The sequence below is a fragment of the Marinobacter sp. UBA2498 genome, assembly GCF_002341575.1.
Classification (GTDB): Bacteria; Pseudomonadota; Gammaproteobacteria; order Pseudomonadales; family Oleiphilaceae; genus Marinobacter; species Marinobacter manganoxydans.
In genome coordinates, this window is sequence record NZ_DDOI01000098.1 from 22,575 (window position 1) to 28,375 (window position 5,801).

Here is a 5,801-nt window from a genome sequence, read left to right on the forward strand (position 1 = left end):
TACCGTTCCGTGCCAACCCGGGAACGGATGGCATTCCTATCCAACAGTTCCAGTTGGTCGTAACCGAACCGGCGCCACAGCGCTTGCTGAGATTCCAGGTGCCTGAGCTGCTTTGGATTGAGCGCTGCGAAAATACCGCCTTCTTTCAGGTCGCACCGAATGCCGTAACTCTTCACCCGCTGGCGAATGATCTGGCTGCCCTCAAAGGCCATCTCGGACAGCAGTTTCAGGTGGACTTGAGAGGTCTGTCGTTCGATGCTGTCCAGATCCCGGCTGAAGCTGTTAACGATCTGGCCGCCATTGCGCCCCGAAGCACCCCAGCCGACCGTCGCTGCCTCCAGAACCACCACCCGGAAACCGGCTTCCGCCAGGAACAACGCTGTCGAAAGGCCGGTGTAGCCGGCACCGACGACGCAAACATCGGCCTCGCAAGACCCTCGCAGCGCCGGGCGCACAGGGGCCGAGTTGGCGGAAGCTGCGTAATACGAGGGAACCGGGGGATACTCGATCATTATGTGACGCCAGAAAAGGTGATAGAGACGTTCAGGATCAGGCTGCAACGATGCGCGCCGCAGGAAGTCTATGCCAGCGCCGCGCGTTCGGAAAGACACGTTCTTATACCTATATCGCGGGCGGCGCCTGGGGATAAAAGTACTGCTATGATTGCTCAACTCTACAGCCTGCGAGGCGTCCATGAATCAACCCGTCAGCTCTTCCACACCGACCAGCCAGGCCGAATGGCAGGCCCTGGCCACAAACCTCACTCTGGAGGGCCGCGCCTATCTGAACGGCACCTATCGATGGGCGGCCAACGGCGAGACGTTTACCTCGGTCAGCCCGATTGACGGGCGCGAGCTGGCCTCTATTGCCAGTTGCGATCAGAGCGATGCCGACCAGGCCGTTAGGGCTGCAAGGGCCGCCTTTGAGGCGGGCATCTGGAGCCAGCTGGCACCAGCAAAACGCAAGGCGGTGCTGCTCCGGTTCGCTGAGCTTATCGAAGCCCACGGCGACGAGCTTGCCCTGCTGGAAACCCTGGACATGGGCAAACCCATCAACCACGCCAGAAACGTGGACGTGCCGGCCACCGCCCGGGCAATCCGCTGGACCGCCGAGGCCATCGACAAGGTGTACGGCGAACTTGCGCCCACACCCCACAACCAGATCGGCATGATCTCCCGTGAGCCGATGGGTGTGGTGGCGGCCATCGTGCCCTGGAACTTTCCGATGATTATGGCGGCCTGGAAAATTGCCCCGGCCCTGGCCACTGGTAATTCCCTCATACTGAAACCCTCCGAGAAATCGCCCCTGAGCGCCATTCGCCTGGCCGCCCTGGCCGGGGAAGCGGGCGTTCCCGCCGGTGTTTTCAATGTGCTTCCAGGCTATGGTCACACCGTGGGCAAGGCCCTGGCGCTGCACATGGACGTGGACTGCCTGGTGTTTACCGGGTCCACGAATGTGGCCAAGCAACTGATGATCTACGCCGGCCAATCCAACATGAAACGGGTATGGCTGGAGGCCGGTGGCAAGAGCCCGAACATTGTCTTTGCCGATGCGCCAGACCTGAAAAAGGCCGCTGCCGAGGCGGCCAGTGCCATAGCCTTCAATCAGGGCGAAGTGTGCACTGCCGGCAGTCGCCTGCTGGTCGAGAACAGCATTCGTGCCGAGTTCGTAAAGCTGATATGCGAGGCCCTGAAAACCTGGCGCCCCGGCCATCCGCTGGACCCGGCGACTACCTGTGGCGCGATCGTGGATCAGGCCCAGCTTGATCGGATCATCGACTACATCGGCATCGGGCAGTCTGAGGGCGCACGCCTGGTGGAAGGTGGGCAGCGGATTCTGGAAAACACGGGCGGCCTGTTTGTTCAGCCCACGGTGTTTGACGGGGTGAATAACCAGATGCGCATTGCCTCGGAGGAAATCTTCGGGCCGGTGCTTTCTGTCATCGGCTTCGATACCGCAGACGAAGCCGTCGCCATTGCCAACGATTCCATCTACGGCCTGGCCGCAGCAGTGTGGACCTCCAATATCAATACCGCCCATAAGGTAGCCAAGGCCCTGCGAGCCGGCAGCGTGTGGATTAACCACTATGACGGCGGCGATATGACCGCACCCTTCGGTGGCTTCAAGCAGTCCGGCAACGGGCGCGACAAATCTGTGCATGCCTTCGACAAGTACACGGAACTGAAAGCCACCTGGCTGGTGCTGGAGTAGTTCGGAATAGTTAGTCGCAGTCCGGCAAACGAAAAACGGCGCCTTCAAGGCGCCGTTTTTTATCCCGGAATTGATCAGACCGTGTGCAGGTACCAGAGATATTCGAGATCGGAGATGGTCATCTCGAATTCGTTCAGTTCATGCTCCTTGCAGGCGACGAACACATCCAGAAACTGGCTGCCGAGATAATCGGCCATCACTTTCGATTGCCCCAGCTCCCGCAAGGCATCCCGCAGGTTATTCACCAGTGAGGCTTCGTGCTGTTCATGGGCATTACCCACGGTGACCGGTGGTGGCTCTATCCTGTTGGAGATGCCGTAGTGAATACCCGCCAGCACCGCAGCCATCAGCAGATACGGGTTGGCATCGGCACCGGCGACCCGGTGTTCGATTCGCAGGGCCTCGGGATCACCGCCCGGCAGACGCAGCGATGCAGTGCGGTTGTCCACGCCCCAGGTGGCAGCACTGGGCACGTAGTACTCCGGGCTGAACCGGCGGTAGGAATTGATATTGGGGCAGAACAAGGCCATGGCGTCGTTCATGGTGGCGACCAATCCACCCACGGCCCAGCGCAGCATGTCGTTGGGCTGCTCGGCGTCGCCGGCGAACACATTACGGCCCTCCCGGTCCACGAGGCTTACGTGCAGGTGCATGCCGCTGCCGGCCTGGTTGTGGTAGGGCTTGGCCATGAACGTGGTGTCCATTTCATGGTCGTAGGCCATGTTCTTGATTAGACGCTTGAGCAGAGTGGCGTGGTCACAGGCCCGCACCGCATCGTCCACATAGTGCAGGTTGACTTCAAACTGCCCGGGCGCCGACTCAGCCACCAGCGCATCCGCTGGCAGTTCCTGCTCGTGAGCGGCATCCAGCACGTCCGCCAGGAATTCCGCGTATTCGTCCAGATCATCAATGGAATAGGCCTGGGTGCCGGCCGGGCGCTTGCCGGAGATGGGTGACTTGGGTGGCTGAGGGCGACCGGCGAGGTTTTCCTGGTCGATCAGGTAAAACTCCAGCTCAAAGGCCGCCACGGGAGTCAGCCCCAGTGCCTCGAAGCGCTTGACGATGTTCTGCAATACCACCCGCGGGTCTGCGAAAAACGGTGTCTCGCGGTCCAGCTCATACATGGTCAGCAGCAATTGCGCCGTGGGCCGCTTCTGCCAGGGCTCCATAGTGAGGGTATTTTCAATGGGCAGACAGACACGGTCTGCCTCGCCAATATCCAGGCCAAGGCCGGTTTCTTCCACCGTGGTGCCCTGAATGTTCAGGGCAAAGATGGAAGCCGGCATGGCCACGCCACGCTCAAACACCTTCGCCAGCGCAGACGGATCCACCCGCTTGCCGCGAACAATGCCATTCATATCCGGGATCAGCAGATCAACAAACTGCAGTTCGGGGTGTGCCTGAAGGAACGAGTCGGCACTCGTAGAACCAGAAGCCATAAGGGGAGCCATCCACAACGCAAACAGGCCTGGTGCCGAGGAGCCGGCGCAGGGGTTTCAACACTCCTTTATCCCGCTTTCCGGGGTGTTTGGCAAGATAGGGACATACCACAAATCCCGGAGTAAAATTTTTATAGCGCAACCCCGCATCTCATGATAAATATCGCGAGAATTCGGCAGGTTCCCCACCGCCGTTTCCAGGACAAGCCTTAAAGGAGTCAAAAGGCGGCGACCGGTTCTTCCCGGGACAACAGCCACCTGCGGCCACCCTCAGCAGACCTGCACAACACCGCGTGCGTCCTGCACGTTTTGTATTTCTCCCTTTTGAGTGAGGGACATCATCCAATGTTGAAGTTGTGTAAGCCACAGGCGCTGGCCGCCTCTGTTGCGTTGTCTCTGTGTGCCTCTTCCGCGTTTGCCGCCGAGGAAGTGCGTGTCTACAACTGGTCCGATTACATCGCCGAGGACACCCTGGCGAAGTTCACGGAAGAAACCGGCATTAAGGTGATCTACGACGTTTACGACAGTAACGAGATCCTCGAAGCCGCCCTGCTTTCCGGTCGTTCCGGCTACGATCTTGTTGTGCCGTCCAACCACTACGTGGCCAAGCAGATTTCTGCCAACGCCTTCGTAGCGCTGGACCACAGCAAGCTGCCGAACATGAGCAACCTCAACCCGGATCTGATGGACGATCTGGAAAAGGTTGACCCGGGTAGCCAGTTTGCTCTGCCTTATCTCTGGGGCACCAACGGCTATGGCTATAACGAAGGCCGTATCCAGGAAATCCTGGGTGACAGCGCTCCCACCGATTCCTGGGCCCTGGTATTCGATCCTGAAGTCACCGGCAAGCTTGCCGCCGGCGGCTGCGGTATTGCCATGCTGGATTCCGGCGAGGAAATGGTTCGTGCTGCCATGGCCTACATTGGCCTGGACCCGAACAGCAACAACGCCGACGACATCAGGAAAGGCGGCGAGGTGATCAAGGCCATTCGCCCGAACATCACCTACTTCCATTCGTCGCGTTACATTGGTGACCTGGCCAACGGTGACCTGTGTGTGGCTGCCGGTTACTCCGGCGACATCCTGCAGGCCGCCGCACGCGCCGAGGAAGCCGAGAACGGCAACGTGATCCGCTACACCATTCCCAAAGAAGGTGCAGTGCTGTGGTTCGACATGATGACCATCCCGGCCGGCGCACCAAACGTTGAGAACGCCCACAAGTTGATGAACTTCCTGATGCGTCCGGAAATCATCGCGGACGTGACCAACTATGTGTGGTACGCCAACCCGAACAAGCCGGCCAACGAATTCGTTGATCCGGAGATTCTGAGCGATACCAGCATCTACCCCACCGATGAGGTGATGAAGAAGCTGTACATCATGGAAGGCCGGCCTCAGGACGCCCAGCGTCTGATGACCCGCACCTGGACCAACGTGAAGTCTGGTCGTTAAGCGGTGGAAAACGGCAACAACACCTCCGCGCAAGCGGAGGTGTTACTCAGCATTCGGGGCATCTCCAAAAGCTTTGATGGCACGCTGGCCGTGGACAATGTGAACCTGGACATCCACAAGGGCGAGATCTTTGCCCTTCTGGGTGGTTCCGGTTCCGGCAAGTCCACCCTGCTGCGCATGCTCGCAGGTTTTGAAACGCCCAACGCCGGCTCCATCATGCTCGACGGCCAGGACGTTACAGCTCTGCCCCCGTTCCTGCGCCCGACCAACATGATGTTCCAGTCCTATGCGCTCTTTCCGCATATGAGTGTTGAAAACAACATCGCCTACGGCCTCAAGCGTGAGGGGATGGCGCGGTCCGACATTTCTGACCGTGTCGCAGAGCTTTTAAAGCTCACCCGTCTCGAGCCCTTCGCCAAACGCAAGCCGCACCAGCTTTCGGGCGGCCAGCGCCAGCGCGCCATGATCGCCATGGCTCTGGTAACCCGGCCCAAACTGCTGATTGCCGACGAGCCGACCACCGCGCNNTGCCGAAAAGCGAAATTCGCGACCGGGTGGCCGCCATGCTGAAGCTGGTCAAGATGGAACCCTATGCCCGGCGCAAACCCCAGCAGCTTTCCGGTGGTCAGCAGCAACGCGTTGCCCTGGCCCGCTCACTGGCCAAACGTCCCAAGCTGCTGTTGCTGGACGAGCCCATGG

General features: G+C 59.8%; 5 protein-coding genes and 1 pseudogene. 4 read left to right on the forward strand and 2 right to left on the reverse strand.

The window, feature by feature from the left end:
* Nucleotides 1-512, reverse strand: a 512-nt coding sequence (locus tag B2W52_RS13675) for an NAD(P)/FAD-dependent oxidoreductase (protein WP_414673501.1), incomplete at its 3' end; no start/stop codon positions are given.
* Between the two features lie 181 nt (nucleotides 513-693).
* Here B2W52_RS13675 and B2W52_RS13680 point away from each other — a divergent pair.
* Entirely contained in the window at nucleotides 694-2,211 is a 1,518-nt protein-coding gene (locus tag B2W52_RS13680; RefSeq protein WP_104270242.1) for an aldehyde dehydrogenase, read from the forward strand.
* Nucleotides 2,212-2,285: 74 nt separating this feature from the next.
* On the opposite strand, the gene B2W52_RS13685 is transcribed toward B2W52_RS13680, so the two are convergent.
* Nucleotides 2,286-3,662, reverse strand: a complete 1,377-nt coding sequence (locus B2W52_RS13685) for a glutamine synthetase family protein (protein WP_414673502.1) — start codon at nucleotides 3,660-3,662, stop codon at nucleotides 2,286-2,288.
* A 333-nt stretch (nucleotides 3,663-3,995) separates the two neighbouring features.
* Between B2W52_RS13685 and B2W52_RS13690 the strand changes: the two genes are divergently transcribed.
* The 3 genes and pseudogenes from B2W52_RS13690 to B2W52_RS22350 form a co-directional block, all read left to right on the forward strand.
* Nucleotides 3,996-5,102, forward strand: a complete 1,107-nt coding sequence (locus B2W52_RS13690) for a polyamine ABC transporter substrate-binding protein (RefSeq protein ID WP_286803565.1) — start codon at nucleotides 3,996-3,998, stop codon at nucleotides 5,100-5,102.
* 3 nt (nucleotides 5,103-5,105) lie between these two features.
* Nucleotides 5,106-5,645, forward strand: a pseudogene (locus B2W52_RS13695) (ABC transporter ATP-binding protein); the annotation flags it as partial.
* 20 nt (nucleotides 5,646-5,665) lie between these two features.
* The coding region (locus B2W52_RS22350) for an ATP-binding cassette domain-containing protein (protein ID WP_414673503.1) at nucleotides 5,666-5,801 on the forward strand (136 nt) is incomplete at its 3' end.